We start from the raw sequence: 15,749 nt of genomic DNA, 5'->3' as shown, positions 1-15,749 counted from the left end.
ACCGCCAAACGACACAAGAACTGAGTATCAAGCTCAAAGTAACTATTGAGCTTGATACTTCTAGTCATATGTACAGGCTACCCATAATAACGCTGTAGCTAACCCCATCGCTACGCTGATAAAACGTTTCGCAGTTCGACGATCAATAACGCCTAAGCGTTCTGTCCTGCCACCCAACCAGATGACCATGCCCATTGAAAGTTAAACCCGCCAAGGTGACCTGTGACATCGACACACTCACCTATAAAATACAGCCCCGGAACATGACTTGCTTCCATTGTTTTAGAAGACAAATACTTCGTATCTACCCCTCCAGTAGTGGCTTCGGCAGTCCTATATCCTTCCGTGCCGTTTGGCTTAATTTCCCATGAATGAAGCGCGGTACTAATCGTATCTATCTCTCGCCTATTCAACTGGCGAAGTGGTTTATTTTCAAACACGCTCATCTCAATAAAGTATTCGACTAGACGCTTTGGTAATATTTTTGACAGAGTTGTTTTAATCTCTTGAGCAGGATTATCAACTATCGATTTTTCCACTAACTCAATAACATTCGAGCTAGGAAGCCAGTCAATTTGAACGACATCACCTGGGTTCCAGTATGAAGAGATTTGTAGCACTGACGGTCCAGAAATACCTCGATGAGTGAATAACAAAGCTTCCGTAAATTCGTTGTTGTTACAACTAATTCGAACTGGAAGGGCGGTTCCGGTTAATTCTGTTAAACCTTTTTCTCGGCCATCTAGCGTAAATGGAACTAAAGCCGCTTTAGGGGCTATGACTCCCAATCCAAACTGCTCTGCGACTTTCCAACCAAAAGGAGTCGCGCCCAAACGTGGCATTGAAAGTCCACCTGTAGCTACCACCAAGGACTTACACTTAAAGGAGCCTTTTGTCGTCTCTACTAAAAAGTCACTCTCTGATATACGTTCGATATCAGTCACTTCACATTGATACTTGTAGTGAACATTACCGGTTGCATCACATTCATCTACGAGCATTTTGACGATATCTTTCGCATCATGATTATTAACACAGAATAACTGACCGTGACCGCGTTCTTCAAACTCAATCCCGTGCTTGTAGATCATCGATATAAAATCCCAATTGGTATACTGAGCCAATGCAGATTTAACAAAATGAGGGTTTTGACTTAAGAAGTTCTTAGCCGTCACATCATAATTAGTAAAGTTGCAACGTCCGCCACCAGCAATAAGAATTTTTCTGCCTGGTCGTTTCCCATGATCAAGAACAAGGACTGAACGCCCCCGCTGACCTGCACTAGAGGCACACATTAAACCGGCAGCTCCTGCCCCAATCACGATAACATCATGCTGAACCATAGACTTTCTACACACTCACTGTACATTCAAAATGGATTTCAAAACTGGATTCTACCGTGTTTACTGGCGACTTACTCTTTTTTCCGTTTATTTGATGTAACTAGAGTCAAATACAGATTCAAAACACCAAGCTGCATGCAAGTGCTAACTTGCTCACAATTACAGAGAAAAGAAAATTTTTTGCAAGAGATGTGATTGAACGACATTAATGATAATGCTATCAATAAACAATTCTATCAATAAGGTATGCAAAGGAAAGATACTGTGGCTGCAAAAAAACTGCTTATATATCCACTGGTCCTACTAGGAGTATTTGGCGCTTACGGGTTTGCAACAGGCCAAGACATAGACATGTTGTTCGAATCTTCAGCGGAAACAATTCAAAAAGTTTTGAACGGCGATTATCACTGTCATGAACGCACTGCCATTACAGTCCTCAACCCGAACTAAGTTATCGATGGCACTTTACGGAGCTCTAAAGGGCACTGAAAGTGAATTGACTTAATTATATTATTTGGTCGTGAACGATTTTTCTGTGCGCCCATCTTTATATGACGTCCCCATAGTTAATACCTAGCTAGATTGTTTTTATATCTAGATTACAAGGAGCTGCACCGCCCATAATAGAGAGGATGTTATACAACCCACTGTAGCTCGGCTTTGTTGATTGAAGCGAGTACATTGATACCGACACTACGAGCACACAAGGGCGGGATCGAACTTTAGTTATTGAAAATAAATAACTTTATTTTCAATTGGAACTTTTCCTGATAGTCACGATCAGATCATGAAATAAAAAATATGAGAAACTCGCATGATTATCATTGAACAGCTAAAAAAAGTGAAAGATACCCGTTCGCATATCAACCAAGTCTACCCTGTTATAAAAGTCGCTTTTGTTGTCATAACAGCCATGCTTTGTGGTCAAAACAAGTGGACGGATATCAAGGATTTTGGTGAAGGAAATATCGACTGGTAACGTGAGTATTTCCCCTACGAAAATGGCCTTCCTACTCGTCATAATATTGCAGCAATTATGAGGACTATTGTTCCTGAAACACTCTTAGAAGCTATGGTGGGCTGGGTTAATTTGCATAGAGAGAGGCATGCTCAACCTATCATCAGTGTTGACGGGAAGGTACTAAAAGGTGCTAAAGCAAACAAACAAGATAACCCCCTTTATATGGTCTCGGCATTCGATGTTGATGAAGGTTTGACCCTCACACATCAACCCTGTAAAGGCAAAGGGACGGAGCTAACAGCGATAAGAAACCTGTTAGATACTTTAGATATAAAAGGATGTCTATTAACGGCTGATGCCCTGCATTGTCAGGTTGAAACTCTGAATAAAGTGGTTGATAAAGGTGGCGATTTCTTAGTGCAAGTCAAACTGAATCAGCCCAGTTTGCTTGCAGAAGTGGATGCACAATTCCAAGACTATTGGTCTTTGCCTGAAGATAAACAAGAGTCATACATCACCGAAGATAAAGGGCATGGCAGAAAAGAGGTTCGTGAGGTTTACGTTCTCCCAGCAGCCTTCAGTGAAGCACTCAGAGAAAAGTGGTCTGTCGTTAAAAGTGTTGTTGCAGTGGTGAGAGATAGAAGTGTCAAAGGGAAAGGAAGTTATGAAACATCGTATTATATTTGCACAGATCACTTGTCGTTAGAGTTAGCCTCACAAGCGACCAGAAAACACTGGCACATCGAGAACCAGCAGCACTGGGCGTTGGACGTTATTTTCAAAGAAGATGAACAATGTATTTATGCTGGAGATTCAGCACTAAATATGGCTTGTTGCAGACGTTTTGTTCAGAACTTGTTTAGAAAATCCGAAGGGAACTTGTCAGTACCCAGGAAGATGAATAAAGCGGTATGGGACAAAGATTACAGAGCTTCGGTTTTGTTTACATCAAACTAACAAAGTACATTCGTGCCCTTACGAGCACACCTACTGTTAAACCGCTGTTATGCTGATGACACGTCTGTAAATACACTTACATTGCAGACCTTTTTTCCCCGCCAACAAGATTCAGGCAACGCTCCACATACTTATTTCAATAATCAAAAAGTTATAACAAGAGTGCAGCAAATAATGTAACTCCGATCAGCGCAACGCTTAGGATAAATAACTCTCGGACTCTGTCGCACTTTTCGGTAAACACGGAGTCGTGGTGATGGAGATATTCTTTAGTTTTGAGATAGTGATACAGTCTCACTTGCTTCGACATATTGCCGTGCGCGGTAAAGAAGCCTCGTCCATCCACTTGCTGATAGAGCAATGGGTGCGCTTCACGCATGATGAAAATAAGTGCGCGTAGTGCTGTTAGATACCTCGCCATATTGACCGAGGTAATGAGCATCAATGCTAATAGAATAGTGTCTCCACTGATCATCTTTTCCTCCCTACATCTTCCTAGACACCCAAGAGAAAAAGACGAACAGTCGACTTTTAAACGCTGAGATTACTCAGCTGGGGCGTCCATAATGGAAGAAGAACCTTCTTTTGCTAACACTGCTAAATCTTTGTCGATAAAGAATAGCGCTTGACCATTCTCACCTACGAGTTCTAGCTTATCTAAGATCCCTTTAAACAATTTTTCTTCTTCGTGTTGCTCCGCAACATACCACTGAAGAAAATTAAACGTTGAGTAATCTTGGGCGGTGAAAGCCACATGTGCGAGCTTGTTGATTCTTTCCGTAATCATTTGCTCATGCTTATAGGTTTCACGAAACACATCACCCAGACTTTCGAAATCATGCCTTGGAGCTTCAATGCTACCGAGTATCGGTAAAGCACCTGTCTCACTAACATAAGTAAACAGTCTGTGCATGTGCTGCATTTCTTCGTCTGCATGTTTACGAAGAAATAGCGCCGCGCCTTCAAAACCTTTGTCTTCACACCAAGCACTCATTTGTAAGTATAGATTGGATGAGAAGAATTCGAGGTTAATTTGCTCATTCAGATGCTGAACCATTGCTGGAGAAAGCATTCTAGACTCCTAATTTAATTTCACAAGTTAACGCCACTATAACATAACTTATTGAAGTGTCTCTGCTCTCAAACCAAACTCACAAATTGTCAGTTACTCAATCGCTACTTTTGATTCTAGAAAACTTTGGCGACTTTGCTCACATTTTATTGTCTTATTGCTGAGAATTATCTCGTTAAACACTTCATCACTATCACGCCTACCAGAAACATCGACAGATAGGCGCACCTCGTTGTAGCAACCAAACGCTATAGCCAACTTGTAATTTGTACTTTGGATAACGATTTGAGATCACATCAACATAATTTTGGAGTGGAAAATGCTATGTTTTCCATAGTACTAACGTCAGGAGGAGTGCGTTATGGGTTATAAACATATTATGGTCGCATTAGATCTGTCAGAAGAAAGCAAAATGCTCATCGACAAAGCGGTCTGTCTGGCGAAGCCACTGGGTGCAGAGGTTTCGTTTATCCATATTGATGTCAATTATGCCGAGTTATACACCGGGCTAATTGATTTGAATATGGCTGAGACGCAACATCAGGCGATGGAAGCCTCAATGACGCAATTAAAAGATTTCGCAGAATACGCCGACTATCCAATTAAGCATTCTTTGGTGGGCAGTGGCGATTTGAGTAACGAGCTACGCGATACCATTGGCGAATACAATGTCGACCTTGTGGTGTGCGGTCACCACCAAGACTTCTGGAGCAAAATCCTGTCTTCGACTCGCCAGCTTATCAATACCTCACCAGTCGATATGTTAGTGGTACCAATTAAAGAATAATTGACGATAAAAGGCTTCGAAAGAAGCCTTTTTTGATCCGATCTGTATTGATTCACAAAGATGTTACAATAGGCCCATCGTTCACATTAACAACATGTTTAAGCAATGGGTTATCTTTATTCTGTCACTCTGCTTTGGGCTTTCTCATTTAGCCTAATCGGGGTCTATCTAGCGGGTCAGGTGGATTCGTGGTTCTCAGTGCTAATGCGCGTAGTGTTAGCCGCATTAGTCTTCCTACCTTTTACTAACTTTAGACAAGTGCCAGGAGCCTTAAAGGCCAAACTGATGGCCATTGGTGGTATTCAGCTTGGTCTGATGTATTGCTTCTACTACCAATCCTTCTTACTGTTATCCGTACCTGAAGTGTTGCTGTTCACTGTTTTTACTCCCATTTACGTCACGCTTTTCTATGACTTCCTTAAAGGTCGCTTCTCTCCTTGGTATTTCGTCACTGCCGCCATCGCGGTAGCTGGCGCCGCTTTTATCAAGTTTGCGGGCATCAATGACAATTTCATCACGGGCTTTCTTGTGGTGCAAGGTGCCAATCTCTGCTTTGCCATCGGACAGGTCGGTTATAAATATGTGATGGAACAAACGGACGTTGAACTGCCACAACATAGCGTGTTTGGTTACTTCTACTTTGGGGCAACGGTCGTAGCAACGATTGCTTTTGCGCTGTTTGGCAGTTTTGACAAAATGCCGACCACCAGCGTGCAATGGGGCGTGTTGATTTACTTAGGAATCATTGCCTCGGGCTTAGGATATTTCATTTGGAACCGAGGGGCGTGTCTGGTCAACGCAGGGGCGCTGGCTGTGATGAATAACTTATTAGTTCCTGCCGGGCTTATCGTCAATATTGTGATTTGGAATCGCGACGTGGATTTAGTCAAGCTATCTATTGGGGGCGGTATTATTCTGCTGTCATTAGTCGTCAATGAGCTGTGGGTCAAACCCAGAGCGGAAGCCCAGTTTAAGAGCGTCTAGACTTCTTGCTAGAGAATTCAGTGCAGCTGTTCTGGCTGCACTTTCATGACCTGTTTCTCAACCACACTAGCCGCAAGCTGATATTTCTGCTCCAACTTATTCTGTTTTCGAGCGAGCTTGTGGCTCTTCTTCAAGATTTTCAATAGTTTCTTCTGAGCTTTTTTCCGCATTTTTAGTGCTTTCTTGGCGCGCTTAAGTGCTTTCTTATCTTTCGCCTCCATCTTCTCTGAGTCAATCAACCTCGCCTCTACAGCGCGTGTTTTGCTGACTTTTTCGTCAGAAAGCTTATCGAGTTTGACAGGGCGCTCTTTAAGTAGCGCTTCAGCGAGCACACCACATTGCTGCTGCTCATGAACCGGCTTACTCTGACAAGAGGCAGGAGGAATCGCCGCAGGCTTGCACAGCGTTGATTTATCTACAGAAGAACGGGAGCAGGAGCGGCATAGGTATTTAGGTTCGGTTACTAAGCGGTGTATTTCACCGAGGTTATCGCTAATATCACGACGATTTAACTTACACAAACGCGTACTCATACCACTCTCCAACACCAGACAACGAAAACAGGAATGATTCTTAGTTAGATATAACGTCTAATGCGGACAGTTTCAAGTAACTTGCTCCAGTAACGACAGAGCAAATTACTCAAATCAACAGAGGAGAAGTGTTAACTCATTGATGCGTTGACATAAACATCAAAACGATTTTTTTTGGTTTCAATTGCCATTGTCGGTTTTTTCTCATCTAGCCAATCGGCGTAATCAGGACGTTTTACGACCACTCGCTTAGTGGCGAGTTTGAGTGCTGGCTCCAGTAACCCATCAGCATCCGTGTCCGCGCCGACTAGAGACTGAAATACGCGCATCTCTTTTTTTACTAAAGCGGACTTTTTCTTATTCTCTGGGTGTGGGTACATTGGATCCAAGTAGACCACATCAGGACGTTCAAACTGGCTATCATTCGCAAGTGAATCCAGAGCCTCCAAACTCGATGCATGAAGCAGAGACATACGCTCACTCACCCACCCACCAATTTCTTCATCTTGTTTGGCGCGCGTAAGGCCATCATCAAGTAAAGCGGCGACCACTGGGTGTCTTTCTACCATTTGTACTTTACAGCCCAGAGAAGCCAATACAAAAGCATCGCGACCTAGACCTGCCGTGCCGTCAAGAACGGTGGGAGTCGCACCTTTATTTAAACCCGCCGCTTTGGCAATAGCCTGTCCCTTGCCACCACCAAACTTACGCCGATGAGCAACCGCACCACCAGCAAGATCAACGAAAATAGCCCCTAACTTAGGCTCATCCAGTTTGCGAAGTTCTAGTCTGTCTTCTGTTAGAACCAGAGCGAACTCTGACAATTGGCACGCCGTTAAGCCCCAACGACTGGCTAAGTCCAGCAGCTGTTGTTGGCGTGGCTCATGTTCGCAGATAAGTTGGATTTGCAAGATAGGCTCCGAATAAGGATAAGGTATAGCGCGCCAGTTTACCTCAAGTCGTAACGGTGACCAATAACCGTGATCCGCTCAAAGACGGCCTGATAGAAATAGTGATAAGCTTTAGTCCCATCAATACGACGATAACCTAGGACTCGATATGCACGCCACGAATGGACTTGATAATCTCGACAAAGCGATCCTAAAAACGCTAATGGAAGATGCCCGTCGCCCTTATGCAGAGATGGCGAAGCAGTTTGATGTCAGTCCTGCCACTATCCATGTACGCATCGAAAAAATGAAAGCGGCTGGAATTATCGAGGGGACCGAGGTGGTTGTAAACACCAAAAAGCTCGGCTACGACGTCTGCTGCTTCATCGGTATTAACCTTTATGCAGCGCGTGACTACCATTCTGCACTAGAGAAACTGAATGCCTTAGATGAAGTGGTCGAAGCCTATTACACCACGGGGGCGTATAACATTTTCGTGAAGTTGATGTGTCGCTCAATTGAAGAATTGCAGCACGTGTTAATCAATAAGCTGCAAGCGATTGAAGAGGTGCAATCGACGGAGACATTGATCTCGTTGCAGAATCCGATCAGTCGCAATGTGAATCCTTAGGGTTCGTGTGCGCCGAATGTCGATTCCTGCCTGCGCAGGCGCGCGGCTAGCGGAATGACGGAACATTCAAAAATAACGGAGCCTTTGATATCGTCGCCCTTGCGTAGGCAGGGGTCTACTAAAAGATTCCACCAAACCAAAAAAGGCACTCTTTAGAGCGCCTTTTTACTATCCAAAGTAAAGAATTACATCCACTTAGTCTTAGTCGCCTCTTTCACTGCAGACATAACCAGCGTCGGTAGTGATGCTGCCATAATGACACCGAATAAGTGACCTGCTGCTAGGGCTTCCGTATTGAAGATTAGCTGACCTAGACCTGTATAGATAACCCCTAGCGATAAAATCGCTGACACCGCTACTGCACCTAATAGGTACGGGTTGGTGAATGGGTTTCTGCGGTATAGCGACGTAAAGGTACGTGAGTCAAATAGGTGCCAAAGCTGAGCAAACACCAACATCGCAAATGCCATTGTCTGTGCGTAGTTCGCTGAGAAACCGTTCGTTAGTGCCCAGTTAAACGCCATGTAGCTCATGCCACCTAGTGCCAGACCACGAGTCAGGATACGAGTACCCAAGTGGTCGCTAAAGAAGCTCTCGTTACGTTTGCGAGGCTTACGCTCCATCAGATCTTTCTCTTCTGGCTCAACACCTAATGCCAGTGCTGGCAAACCATCCGAGACTAAGTTTATCCATAGAATCATCAGCGGTGTTAACGGCAAGATCGTCTCTGGGCCCATCATAAGGAACGCGAACAAGATAACCGATACTTCACCAACGTTCGCTGTCAGAGCCTGACGGATGAACTTACGAAGGTTATCAAAGATTTGACGACCTTGACGTACCGCTTTCACGATAGTGCTGAAGTTGTCATCCAGTAAGATAAGGTCACCTGAGTCTTTCGCAACCGACGTACCGGTAATCCCCATGGCAACGCCAATGTCTGCGCGGCGCAGTGCTGGCGCATCATTCACACCATCACCCGTCATCGCAGCCACTTCGTTGTTGAACTGCTGAGCTTGAACAATACGTAACTTGTGCTCTGGCGTTACACGGGCAAATACCGCAACTTCTGGGCAGATTTGACGAAGTTTGTCATCGTCCATTTCATCAAGCTCAGCCCCCGTCACAACTAAGTCTTTCTCGCTACGAATGATACCGATATCACGAGCAATCGCTGCGGCAGTTAGCGCGTGGTCACCAGTGATCATTACCGTTCTTACCCCTGCTTGGTAGCAGCTTTTAATGGCATCGCGTACTTCTGGACGCGGTGGATCCATGATGCCGTATAGACCAAGTACAGTAATGTCTTTTTCAAGCTCTTCGAAGTCTCGCTCCAAATCAGCTTCCGTCAGCGCCTTATAACCAACCGCCAAAGTGCGCAGTGCATCTTGAGCAAAGTTCTCAATCGCTGCTTCGTAATTAGCCACAATCTCTTCGCTTGCACTTGCCGCTAGCGCCAGGTTGCCGTCTGTAGCTGTTGATGTATGGTCGACTGACATACCGTCAACCATAAAGCTTGCTGCATTACGAAGAATCACATCGGGAGCCCCTTTAATCGCAAGGAAGTGGTTACCCTCTGGATCTTTAACAATCACCGAAGCCATCTTACGAGAAGAATCGAATGGGAACTTCTCTATAATTGAATAGCCACCTGAAGTCAGCATCTCTGATTGGTTAAGGCCAGCCTTCGCGGCCGCGACAATCAGTGCGCCTTCAGTTGGGTTACCACGAACCGTCGACTTGTCGCCATCCATGATGTATTCAGAGTCATTACATAGTGTTGCAACCACTAACCCTTTCATCATTTCTGGGCTTTGTTTTGCATCTGTGTTGTGCGATAGCGGCTTAAATTGACCTTCTGGGCTGAAACCTTTACCACTTACTTCCCAATAGCGACCGCTTGCATCGTAGGCCTTCATCACCTGCATCTGGTTTTGAGTGAGCGTTCCTGTTTTGTCTGAGCAAATCACCGTGGTAGAGCCTAGGGTCTCAATCGCTGCCAACTGCTTAGCGAGCGCATTGTTCTTCACCATGCGAGTCGAACCCATGGTCAGAACGATGGTGATAACCGTAGGAAGCCCCTCAGGAATAGCTGCAACAGACAGGGAGATACCGGTGTTTAAGATCTCTAGCCAAGGCATGCCATAGAAAAGACCAATTGCACATACCACGGCGACAACACCAAGCGCTACGAACATCAAGGTTTTTGCGATGGTGTCCATGCGCTCTTGCATTGGCGTTTTAGTTTCTTCCGTGTTCGCCATTAGGTCAGCAATGTGACCCACTTCGGTCTGCATTCCTGTCGCTACAACTAAACCTAGACCTGTGCCCGACGTTACCATGGTTGTCATAAAGCCCATGTTTAACTGGTCACCAAGACCGACTGTTTCGTCGTCAATCACTTTAGCCGTTTTATCGACTGGCTCAGATTCACCAGTCAACGCGGCTTCGTCGATAGACAGACGATTGGCTTCTAAGATACGAACGTCAGCCGCTAGGATGTCACCGGTACTGATTTTTAAGATATCACCAGGCACGATGTCGCTAGCTGGAATATCAATCCATTCACCATCACGCTTCACTTGTGCTGACGGTGCGGCCATTTGGCGCAGCGCTTCCATCCCTTTCTGGGCTTTGAATTCTTGCCAGAATGCGATAAGCGCATTGATAAAGATGATCGCGGTAATCGCGATAGCATCCACTAAGTGTCCGGTGAAATAGGAAACAATGGCACCCACACCTAGAATGAAGATCAGTGGGTTTTTAAATTGATGAGCAAAGAGTTCAAGTGCAGATTTTCCTGCCTTTTCTTGAAGTTCGTTTTTACCGTACTGAGATTGACGCTCCGCCGCTTCTTGTGAAGACAAACCTTGCTCTGGCGCTACACCCATCATCTGCTGGGTATTCTCAACGGTTTCAGTGAACCACTTTTTAGTCATAGGGGGATACTCCGAATCAATTCAGTCGACACCGGTAGAATCACAAACCGATAGAAAGCAATCGCTGAATATAAATTTTTAAAATCCCAGCGCTGTTTGCATGTTTATTGATAATTAATGCGTAAGCGATGAGTAAAAATAAATTACCTGAAACCAAATGGGCTTGTAATTAACTTTCGGAGCACTGGCATGCACTCTAGGACGATTCCTTGACCTAAAACAAACTAGTTTTTTATTCAGAGCATAGAACTAATTATTCATTGTAAGCGAGTTTTAATGACACCTAATTTTCACTGAAATAACACTTCTGTTTTTTCGAATATTGAAACTTGTTTACATGGCGGTCATTGTTAAGGGGATGGCGTTTTTGATGATGAGTAATCGTTTATTAGCCGCTATTCAATAGTTATTCAATTGAGAAAAATATGTCATCTTGGTGTTTTTCTGCCTTTTAGATAATCGTTAACTGAATGAAAATGGCGTTCTCAATACCATAAAAAAAACCCTCAACCAAAGGTTAAGGGTTTTCCGTGTTATTTCTATTCTGTCTTACGCGCTGATACCAGAATGACGCAATAGAGCATCGATCTCAGGCTCACGACCACGGAAGCGCTTAAATAGCTCCATTGGTTCTTCACTGCCACCCATTTCAAGGATGTTATTCAAGAAGCTTTGTCCTGTTTCTTTATTGAAGATGCCTTCTTCCTCAAAACGTGAATAGGCATCGGAAGACAACACTTCGGCCCACAAGTAGCTGTAGTAACCCGCGCTATAACCTCCCGCAAAGATATGACCAAAGCTGTGTGAGAAACGGTTCCATTCAAGGCTTGGAAGTACGGCTACTTTCGACTTCACTTCTGCCAGGGTCTCTAACACACGTGCACCGATGTCTGGATCGTATTCTGTGTGCAGCGTGAAATCGAACAAACCAAACTCAAGCTGACGCAAAATAAACATCGCAGATTGGAAGTTTTTCGCCGCTAGCATTTTATCGAGCATCTGTTTAGGTAGCGGTTCGCCTGTCTCATAGTGGCCGGAGATAAACGCCAGAGCGTCTTCTTCCCAGCACCAGTTCTCTAGGAACTGGCTTGGTAGCTCAACAGCATCCCAAGGCACACCGTTAATACCTGATACCGCACCCGTATCAATCTTCGTCAACATATGATGGATACCATGACCTGTTTCATGGAACAGAGTCACGACTTCATCATGAGTGAACATGGCTGGTTTGCCGCCGACGGGTTTATTGAAGTTACACGTTAGGTACGCTACTGGTGTTTGCAGTTCACCGTCAAGATCGATGCGTCGTACACGACACTCGTCCATCCACGCACCGCCACGTTTGTGCTCACGAGCGTACAAGTCAAGATAGAAGCTACCACGCAGTGTGTCAGTGCTGTCAAAAATATCGAAGAATCGTACTGACTCATGCCAAGTATCCACCCCTTCACGCTCTTTAATCTGCATCCCGAACACGCGGTTTAACACTTCAAACAACCCGCTGACCACTTTTGATTCTGGGAAGTAAGGGCGCAGCTCCTCATTAGAGAATTGGAACAGGTGCTGCTTCTGCTTCTCACTGTAGTAAGCAATATCCCAAAGGTTTAGCTCAGTTACGCCGAACTCTTTTTCAGCAAACTGGCGTAGCTCCTCGACTTCACGCTCACCTTGAGGTTTAGCTTTAGTCGCCAGATCATTGAGGAAGCCAAGCACTTGAGCAGGGCTTTCTGCCATCTTGGTTGCCAGTGACTTTTCACTATAAGTACCAAAACCCAGCAAGCGCGCGATTTCATGACGCAGCTTAAGTTGCTCTGCGATAATCTCAGTGTTGTCCCATTTACCCGCATTTGGACCGCGATCAGAAGCGCGCGTCACATAGGCTTCGTATAGCTCTTTACGTAGCTCTTGGTTATCACAGTAGGTTAGAACAGGAAGGTAAGATGGGATATCTAATGTCAGTAGATAGCCTTCTAATTCTTTCGCCTCAGCCGCCGCTTTTGCCGCTGCGAGTGCCGATTCTGGCATACCAGCAAGTTCTTTCTCATCAGTAATGTGCTTAGTCCAACCCATGGTGGCATCTAGGACATTATTTGAGAATTGCGAGCCTAGCTCAGACATACGTTTGCTGATTTCACCATAGCGGTGCTGCTCATCGGCTGGCAGACCAATACCAGACAATTCAAAATCACGCAGTGAATCTTTGATGGTTTTCTGTTGCGCTTGGGAAAGCGCATTAAACGCGTCACTGGCTTTGATCGCTTTGTACGCTTCATACAGCCCCTTGTGTTGCCCCACCCAAGTGCCGTATTCAGAAAGAATTGGTAGGCAGCTTTCATACGCTTCGCGCAATTCATCACTGTTCATCACTGAGTTCATATGGCTCACTGGTGACCACAAGCGGCTAAGCTTGTCATCAATCTGCTCGATTGGCGCAACAACGTTGTCCCAAGTCGGGTTGGCGTTACCTTCAAGTACTTGGTCTATTTTCGCTCGGCATGCCTCAATCGCTTGTTCAACGGCTGGCTTCACATGCTCAGGCTTAATTTGAGAAAAAGGAGGTAAGTCGGTAAACGTCAGTAGTGGATTTGCCATGCAGCGTCCCTTTTTAGTTATTGGATTCCCTCACTTCATTGGAAGGCAAGTGAGCGTAATTAATAGATAAATGTAGTCTCGAAACAGAAATTTCAATCCTTCGGGATTCAATTACGGTGATTCTAAGCACCAACACCTCTGCCGCTTCGCGCCAGAAGAGGTTATAATCCGTCCATTATTGTTAAACAGAGTCTTTATTTTGCTGAGCTATCGTCACAGTTTTCACGCGGGTAACCATGCCGATGTGGTTAAACATATAGTACAAAGTCTTATCCTTAATTCACTAAAAAACAAGGAAAAGCCATTCGTTTATCACGATACTCATTCGGGCGTAGGCCGTTACGACCTGACCCACGAGTGGTCTGAGAAAACTGGTGAATACAAGCAAGGCATCGGCCGTATTTGGGGCAATACCGATATTCCTCAACAAGTAGCCGAAGAGATCGCCAGCTACATTGAATCGATAGAGACACTCAATAACAGCGACACACTGCGTTATTATCCAGGTTCTCCTCGTGTGGCGCGTGCTCACTTGCGTCCTCAAGACCGTATGGTCTTGACAGAGTTGCACCCAAGCGATTTCCCACTGCTTGAGCAAGAATTTCATCGCGATCGTCAGGTTAAGATTTTTAAAGAAGATGGCTTTAAACGCTTAAAAGGCAGTTTGCCACCAGCAGAACGCCGTGGTTTGGTTCTGATCGACCCGCCATACGAGTTAGCTCGGGAATATCGTGATGTTGTGACGGCGATTTCTCAAAGTTATAAGCGCTGGGCGACTGGCATTTATGCGATTTGGTACCCGGTGGTCAATCGCTATGATATCGACGATATGATTGAAGGCTTAGAAGGCCTTGGTATTCGTAAGATTTTGCAAATCGAGCTTGGCGTATCGCCAGATACTAACGAGCGCGGGATGACGGCATCGGGCATGATTGTTATCAACCCACCGTGGAAGCTAGAGCAGCAAATGAATGCCATTTTGCCGTACCTTAAAGACAAGATCGCTCCAGCAACAGGCCACTTTAAAGTGGAATGGATTGTCCCAGAATAATTTTGGGGAAACACATTCAATCTCAAGAAAAGGCGTAATCAATTGTTTTAAAGCAATATTGCGCCTTTTTTAATTGCGCTTATTTTAGCTCTCCAGAAAATATTTCGACTTTTTTGAAATTATTTTCGTCTTTCTCTCTCCTCCCGCGTCTTACTAGTGAAAGTACCGAAGCCAAGTGCAATGTGTACACCCTAATAGCCTAGTGAGGAAAACTCAGATGATTAAGATAGTTAGCTTTAAGATTTGTCCTTTTGTTCAACGTGTCACGGCGGCACTGGAAGCAAAGCAGATACCGTATGAGATTGAATACATCAGTTTAAAAGACAAACCACAATGGTTCCTAGATATCTCACCCAATGGTCAGGTACCCGTGATGATCACGGAATCAGGGACTGCTTTGTTTGAATCAGACGCCATCATTGAATACATCGAAGATGAATACGGCCCGATTGAGCAAGGCGTAAGTAACGAGCAGCGCGCACTCGATCGTGCATGGAGTTATTTAGGCTCTAAACACTACCTTGCTCAATGCGGCACCATGAGCAGCAAAGATAAAGCGACCTTTGAAGAACGTGCGGAAAAACTAACTAAGGCATTCCAAAAGGCAGAGAATCAGCTATCTGGTAACACCAAGTTCTTCAAGTCGGACACCTTCAGTAATGTGGATATGGCGTGGTTACCACTCTTACATCGCGCTGCAATTGTAAAAGCGCACTCTGGCTATGATTTTTTCTGCGGACTGCCAAAAATGCAAGCGTGGCAACGCAACATCATGGCATCAGGATTGGTCGAGAAGACCGTCTCTAGCGACTTTGAAACGCGGTTTGCTGATTTCTACCTCACCAATACTTACCTTGCTACTGGAAAAGACCTACAGGCTCAACAAAATTGCTCAATATCGAGCTGTTGTGGCTAAGCGACTTTTATAGAGGGCGTAATGCCCTCTTACCTCGTCATTAATCGTTATTACTCATAATTAACTCTGCTTTTTCCCATTGGAGAAAGTTGC

At 44.9% G+C, this 15,749-nt stretch carries 13 protein-coding genes and 1 pseudogene; 7 read left to right on the top strand and 7 right to left on the bottom strand.

The features are described from left to right. Window positions 1-152 precede the first annotated feature (152 nt). Window positions 153-1,343, bottom strand: coding sequence for a BaiN/RdsA family NAD(P)/FAD-dependent oxidoreductase (locus tag VTH8203_RS13425; RefSeq protein ID WP_096994138.1), 1,191 nt, complete (start codon window positions 1,341-1,343; stop codon window positions 153-155). Window positions 1,344-1,607: 264 nt separating this feature from the next. On the opposite strand from VTH8203_RS13425, the gene VTH8203_RS13420 reads away from it, so the two are divergent. Both VTH8203_RS13420 and VTH8203_RS13415 read left to right on the top strand, forming a co-directional pair. Continuing rightward, window positions 1,608-1,793: a hypothetical protein gene (locus VTH8203_RS13420; protein ID WP_096994137.1), complete on the top strand. Its 186-nt coding sequence runs from the start codon at window positions 1,608-1,610 to the stop codon at window positions 1,791-1,793. A gap of 364 nt (window positions 1,794-2,157) precedes the next feature. Then, window positions 2,158-3,261: pseudogene (locus VTH8203_RS13415) on the top strand (ISAs1 family transposase). Between the two features lie 151 nt (window positions 3,262-3,412). On the opposite strand, the gene uspB reads toward VTH8203_RS13415, so the two are convergent. After that, window positions 3,413-3,736, bottom strand: a complete 324-nt coding sequence (uspB, locus tag VTH8203_RS13410; RefSeq protein WP_096994136.1) for a universal stress protein UspB — start codon at window positions 3,734-3,736, stop codon at window positions 3,413-3,415. Between the two features lie 69 nt (window positions 3,737-3,805). Continuing rightward, a complete protein-coding gene (gene ftnA / locus VTH8203_RS13405) occupies window positions 3,806-4,333 on the bottom strand; it encodes a non-heme ferritin (RefSeq protein ID WP_006072091.1) in 528 nt (175 codons plus the stop codon). A gap of 361 nt (window positions 4,334-4,694) precedes the next feature. Between ftnA and VTH8203_RS13400 the strand changes: the two genes are divergently transcribed. Together VTH8203_RS13400 and VTH8203_RS13395 are read left to right on the top strand one after the other, a co-directional pair. Continuing rightward, on the top strand, window positions 4,695-5,120 hold the full coding sequence (locus VTH8203_RS13400; protein ID WP_096994135.1) for a universal stress protein: 426 nt from the start codon (window positions 4,695-4,697) through the stop codon (window positions 5,118-5,120). A 105-nt stretch (window positions 5,121-5,225) separates the two neighbouring features. Further along, on the top strand, window positions 5,226-6,104 hold the full coding sequence (locus tag VTH8203_RS13395) for a carboxylate/amino acid/amine transporter (RefSeq protein ID WP_096994134.1): 879 nt from the start codon (window positions 5,226-5,228) through the stop codon (window positions 6,102-6,104). 17 nt (window positions 6,105-6,121) lie between these two features. On the opposite strand, the gene VTH8203_RS13390 is transcribed toward VTH8203_RS13395, so the two are convergent. Continuing rightward, the gene (locus tag VTH8203_RS13390) at window positions 6,122-6,637 is read right to left on the bottom strand and encodes a hypothetical protein (protein WP_096994133.1); all 516 of its coding nucleotides are present in this window, start codon (window positions 6,635-6,637) and stop codon (window positions 6,122-6,124) included. A 131-nt stretch (window positions 6,638-6,768) separates the two neighbouring features. After that, window positions 6,769-7,548, bottom strand: coding sequence for a class I SAM-dependent methyltransferase (locus tag VTH8203_RS13385; protein WP_096994132.1), 780 nt, complete (start codon window positions 7,546-7,548; stop codon window positions 6,769-6,771). A 148-nt stretch (window positions 7,549-7,696) separates the two neighbouring features. On the opposite strand from VTH8203_RS13385, the gene asnC reads away from it, so the two are divergent. Further along, on the top strand, window positions 7,697-8,158 hold the full coding sequence (gene asnC, locus VTH8203_RS13380) for a transcriptional regulator AsnC (RefSeq protein ID WP_096994131.1): 462 nt from the start codon (window positions 7,697-7,699) through the stop codon (window positions 8,156-8,158). A 185-nt stretch (window positions 8,159-8,343) separates the two neighbouring features. On the opposite strand, the gene VTH8203_RS13375 is transcribed toward asnC, so the two are convergent. Both VTH8203_RS13375 and prlC read right to left on the bottom strand, forming a co-directional pair. After that, on the bottom strand, window positions 8,344-11,097 hold the full coding sequence (locus tag VTH8203_RS13375) for a cation-translocating P-type ATPase (RefSeq protein ID WP_096994130.1): 2,754 nt from the start codon (window positions 11,095-11,097) through the stop codon (window positions 8,344-8,346). Window positions 11,098-11,646: 549 nt separating this feature from the next. Then, window positions 11,647-13,689, bottom strand: a complete 2,043-nt coding sequence (prlC, locus tag VTH8203_RS13370; RefSeq protein WP_096994129.1) for an oligopeptidase A — start codon at window positions 13,687-13,689, stop codon at window positions 11,647-11,649. A gap of 199 nt (window positions 13,690-13,888) precedes the next feature. Here prlC and VTH8203_RS13365 point away from each other — a divergent pair, with 199 nt between their 5' ends. Beyond that, a complete protein-coding gene (locus VTH8203_RS13365; RefSeq protein ID WP_096994128.1) occupies window positions 13,889-14,740 on the top strand; it encodes a 23S rRNA (adenine(2030)-N(6))-methyltransferase RlmJ in 852 nt (283 codons plus the stop codon). Between the two features lie 217 nt (window positions 14,741-14,957). Further along, window positions 14,958-15,656, top strand: coding sequence for a glutathione S-transferase family protein (locus VTH8203_RS13360; protein ID WP_096994127.1), 699 nt, complete (start codon window positions 14,958-14,960; stop codon window positions 15,654-15,656). The last annotated feature ends 93 nt before the right edge of the window (window positions 15,657-15,749 follow it).

Source organism: Vibrio thalassae (assembly GCF_900089835.1).
Classification (GTDB): domain Bacteria; phylum Pseudomonadota; class Gammaproteobacteria; order Enterobacterales; family Vibrionaceae; genus Vibrio; species Vibrio thalassae.
Note: the sequence above shows the minus strand (reverse complement) of the source record. Positions and strands in the feature narration are given on the sequence as shown.

What these genes read in the sequence shown, in the direction of transcription:
- VTH8203_RS13425 (WP_096994138.1), bottom strand. Translation starts at nt 1,343, where the DNA reads ATGGTTCAGCATGATGTTATCGTGATTGGGGCAGGAGCTGCCGGTTTA.
- uspB (WP_096994136.1), bottom strand. Translation starts at nt 3,736, where the DNA reads ATGATCAGTGGAGACACTATTCTATTAGCATTGATGCTCATTACCTCG.
- ftnA (WP_006072091.1), bottom strand. Translation starts at nt 4,333, where the DNA reads ATGCTTTCTCCAGCAATGGTTCAGCATCTGAATGAGCAAATTAACCTC.
- VTH8203_RS13400 (WP_096994135.1), top strand. Translation starts at nt 4,695, where the DNA reads ATGGGTTATAAACATATTATGGTCGCATTAGATCTGTCAGAAGAAAGC.
- VTH8203_RS13395 (WP_096994134.1), top strand. Translation starts at nt 5,226, where the DNA reads ATGGGTTATCTTTATTCTGTCACTCTGCTTTGGGCTTTCTCATTTAGC.
- VTH8203_RS13390 (WP_096994133.1), bottom strand. Translation starts at nt 6,637, where the DNA reads ATGAGTACGCGTTTGTGTAAGTTAAATCGTCGTGATATTAGCGATAAC.
- asnC (WP_096994131.1), top strand. Translation starts at nt 7,697, where the DNA reads ATGCACGCCACGAATGGACTTGATAATCTCGACAAAGCGATCCTAAAA.
- VTH8203_RS13375 (WP_096994130.1), bottom strand. Translation starts at nt 11,097, where the DNA reads ATGACTAAAAAGTGGTTCACTGAAACCGTTGAGAATACCCAGCAGATG.
- prlC (WP_096994129.1), bottom strand. Translation starts at nt 13,689, where the DNA reads ATGGCAAATCCACTACTGACGTTTACCGACTTACCTCCTTTTTCTCAA.
- VTH8203_RS13360 (WP_096994127.1), top strand. Translation starts at nt 14,958, where the DNA reads ATGATTAAGATAGTTAGCTTTAAGATTTGTCCTTTTGTTCAACGTGTC.